The organism is Actinomadura miaoliensis (assembly GCF_039536785.1).
Taxonomy (GTDB): domain Bacteria; phylum Actinomycetota; class Actinomycetes; order Streptosporangiales; family Streptosporangiaceae; genus Spirillospora; species Spirillospora miaoliensis.
Genome location: NZ_BAAAZG010000025.1, coordinates 281,850 through 285,736 on the forward strand (window position 1 = coordinate 281,850; position 3,887 = coordinate 285,736).

The window sequence follows — 3,887 nt, forward strand, 5'->3', positions numbered from 1 at the left end:
CACGGCGGCCCCTTCAGGAGGGACGCGGATCAGCGGACGTTGTACGCCCTGATGATCTGCTGGTCGATGGCGCTGCCGCCGGCGTCCTTGGCGGCGACGCGCACCGACACCGCCTGGCCTGCGGCGGCCTTCGGCATCGTCCCGGAGAACTTCCCGCCGCCCAGGTCCTTCACCTGGGCCTGCTGCCAGGTCTTGCCGTCGTCCAGCGACGTCCACAGGCGCAGCCCGGTGACCTTCGCCGTGCCGCTGCCCGCCACCCGCGCGACCTGGAACGTGGCGGGGCCGCCCGTCGGCCGGTTGCGCAGGTCGAGGCCGAGGTCGTAGTCGACCGTCAGCAGCGGGACCGGCACGCTGGAGTGGTCCTCGGGCGCGGCGGAACGGAACCGCCACGTGGTGGACGTCCGCGTCGACACCGCAGTGAGCTTCGAGGCGTCGTTGTCGTAGCGGATCTCGTACGTCGCCGCCCGCGCGGGCACCTCGAACCGGCCGGCCGGCCCGGCGGCCTCACCGATCTTCCGGCCGTCCGCGGTGACGGTGAGGTGGCGGGTCAGCGGGTCGTTGTCGTTCTCGTCCCAGTAGCCGCAGTCGAAGCCGTCCGGGCGCGCCTGCAGGTCGACGAAGGCGACGTTCAGCGCACCGCGCGTGCGGGCCACCGGCCACCGGATGCACTCGCTCGGCGAGACGGCGGTGACGGAGACGGGCCCGGGGCGCAGGGGCTGACGGCCCCACGTCTGCGTCGTGCGGCTGCCCGGCTCGCGCCGCAGCAGCGGAAGCTGGTCGACCCACCCGTTCAGCGCGTCGAAGAACGCCTCGTCCAGCCACTGGACGCCACGGCCGGCGGAGACGTAGTCGGTGCGCGTCGTCCCGGGCGTCACTCCGCTGCTCGCCTCGAAGCTGAGGAAGCCCTCGGGGGTCACGCCGTAGCGCTTCTCGCTCATCGGCGTCTGGGTGTCCCCGTCGAACGCGGCGAACCGCTGGTCGACGCGGGCCAAGCGCGCGCGGGACGCAGGCGTCACCACGTGCACGGGGTCGTCGGGCACCCGGTCGCCCATGGGCTCCAGCAGGTCGTAGACCTCTCCCGGCGCCGTCAGCCGGTAGAGGCCGTAGGGGCGGAACTCGCCGGTCTGCGCGGGGCCGGTCGGCTGGACGTAGACCTTCTCCTTCTGCGGCTCCCACGTGTAGACCGCCTCGCCCCACACCGCCTGCCGGTTGCTGCGCACCTGCACGGACCCGGCCATCGCGGTCTCGGTCGTACGGTCGGAGACCTTGGCGCCCGCCTCCTTGGCGCGTGCCGCGTCCAGGACGACGGTCGTGTCGCGGTCGATGACGACTTCGGGCGTGCCGGCGATGGCGGAACGGGGGGCTTCCCGGTTGTCGTCGTAGACCGAGCCCATGACGCTGTAGCGGCCCGCGGGCACCCTGAGCCGTGCCGTGCCGTCCTCGCCCGTCGACGGATAGTCGGTGAACAGCGCGATGTCGTCCAGGTTGACCACGCTCGCGTAGGCGCTCATGTTCCCGTCCTGGGTGCCGGGCAGGGGCGTCGCCTTGACGGTGAGGTCGTAGCTGGGCGGCTCCACGTAGAACGTGACCGGCGTGCGGACGGTCGCGTCATCGGCCTTGGCGGTCACCTCGGCCGTGTAGAGACCCGGCTTGCCGCCCAGCTTCGCCGCGTCCACCCGAAGGGTCGCGGACGCGCCGCCGCCCGCCGGGACGTCCACCTGGGCGGACGACAGCGACGCGGCACCGTCCACGGTGTTCCCCTGGCGGTCGGTCACCCGCACGTCCAGGTCGAGCCGTACCGTGCTCGCCGAACGCGACGCCCAGCGAAGGTCGGTCTTGAGCGGGGCGTGCCCCGGGTAGGCGGAGGTGCCCAGGTGCGGCGCCGCCTGGAGCGAGACGGTGGGGGCGGTGGTGGCGGCGGCGACGTCGAGACGTCCGGCGCCGCGGTCGAACGCGTCCCCGTCCACCGACGAGGCGGAACCGACCAGGGCGGACTTCAACTGGGCGGGCGTCCACTTCGGGTGCTTCTGTAGCAGCAGCGCGGCAGCGCCCGCGACGTGGGGCGTCGCCATGGACGTGCCGGACGCCGAGGTGTAGCGCGCGTCCAGGGCGTCGCCCATCGACGTGCCCGCGGCGCGCGCGGCCATGATGTCGACGCCGGGGGCGACGATCTCCGGCTTGGCCGCGTACCGCCCGGTGCGCGGGCCGCGGCTGGAGAAGTCGGCGAGGCGGTCCCGGCCGTCCACGGCGCCCACGGTGAGCGCGGCGTCGGCGGATCCCGGCGAACCGATCGAGGAGATGGCGCCGGCGTTCCCGGCGGCCGTGACGAACAGGGCGCCGTACTGGTCGGTGAGCCGGTCCAGCGCCTGCGCCAGGGGGTCGGTGCCGTCGGTGGTGTCGCCGCCGAGGCTCATGTTGACGACCTTGGCGCGCGGGGCGGCCCACTCCATTCCCGCGATGACCGACGACTCGGTGCCGAAACCGTCGTCGTCGAGCACCTTGCCGACCAGCAGGCTCGCGTCCGGGGCGACGCCCCGCCGCTCCCCGCCCGAGGCCGCGCCGCTGCCCGCGACGATCGAGGCGACGTGCGTGCCGTGCCCGACCCGGTCGGCCGCGTCGGCGGCCTCGGAGAAGTTCGCGGTCTCGGCGACGCGGTCCTTGAGGTCGGGGTGGGCCGGGTCCACGCCCGTGTCCAGGACGGCCACCTTGGTGCCGCGCCCGGTGATCCCCGCCTGCCACGCGGCGGGCGCCCCGATCTGGCTCAGGTTGCGGTCGAGCTTCGCGGCCGACGCGGCCCGCGCGGCCCCCGGCGCGAGCGCGGGCGCGGACGGGGCGGAACTCGCGCGGACCTTGCGGTCGAGCCAGATGCGGCGGATGTCGTTCGCCGCCTTGGTCCGCGTGCGGGGGGCCAGGGACGCGCCGAGACGCACCGCGTCCTTCTTGGGCTGGCGGGCCGCGACCGCGCCGATGCTCGGCAGGTCACGGGTCTCCCGCAGCGTCCCGCCGAGCGCCGCGCGCGGCCGCACGCCGCCCTCCCGCTGCACGATCAGCGGCAGTTCGCGGGCGCGCGCGTCGTCGTACCCCTGCCGGATCAGCGTGGTGACGTCGAACAGGTCGAGGTCGAGAACGCGGCCGACCAGCGGGGCCATGTCCGCCGGGGTAACCACCACGTGCCCGTCCGGACGGTACGAGGTGCGGAACGTCCGGTTGGTCCTGCCCTCGCCGGGCGTGGTCGTGACCATCGGGGGACGGCCCTTGACCGTGCGCAGCCGGACGACGTCGCCGGTCAGCAGCGTCACCGTCCACGAGCGGCCCGCGGGCAGCGCTCCCGAGGCACCTGCCGCACCGCCCGTTCCGCCGTCTCCTCCCGCGCCGGCCGGCGGCTTGGCCGCGTCCGCCACGCCCGGCGGCGCGGCGACCACGCCGCCCACGACCGCCGCGCCGAGCAGCGCGCGGCCGATCCGTCTGCCTCTCATGAGGCTCCTCTCTGAAGTTGTCCTCGCCCCTGATCACCCGAACCGGCGCAGGAGCTTCCCGGAGTACTCCGGGAAAGATCCGGTTTCTTACGGGCCGGCAGGAGGGGTTCTCTCGTCCTCTGGGCGGAGGCGGGCCTCGTCCCGGGTGCGGATTCCCGGCCCGGAGGGGCGCGGGCGGGAACGGGAATAGGGGGCTCATACGTCCTGTTGATGTGAACGTCAGCAAAGTTGAGTCGCCCCGACTCAAGTGATTTGACAATGACTTCCGCCGGGGGCACCCTGGCGAGACAGAGACGCGAACCCGGCCGCCGCCGCGTACAGGGGGGACGCGACCGGGGGCACACGCAGTAACGACGGAGGACGAGAGACATGGGACGTGCGGTCGGTATCGACCTCGGGACGACCAACTCG

Annotated in this window: 1 protein-coding gene; it reads right to left on the reverse strand. The window is 73.9% G+C overall.

What is annotated here, in order from left to right; translation table 11 throughout:
* Positions 1-29: 29 nt before the first annotated feature.
* Entirely contained in the window at positions 30-3,476 is a 3,447-nt protein-coding gene (locus tag ABD811_RS20445) for a S8 family peptidase (protein ID WP_344949849.1), read from the reverse strand.
* Between the last annotated feature and the right edge of the window lie 411 nt (positions 3,477-3,887).

Coding starts and splice junctions, on each gene's coding strand:
- ABD811_RS20445 (WP_344949849.1), bottom strand. CDS start 3,476: ATGAGAGGCAGACGGATCGGCCGCGCGCTGCTCGGCGCGGCGGTCGTG.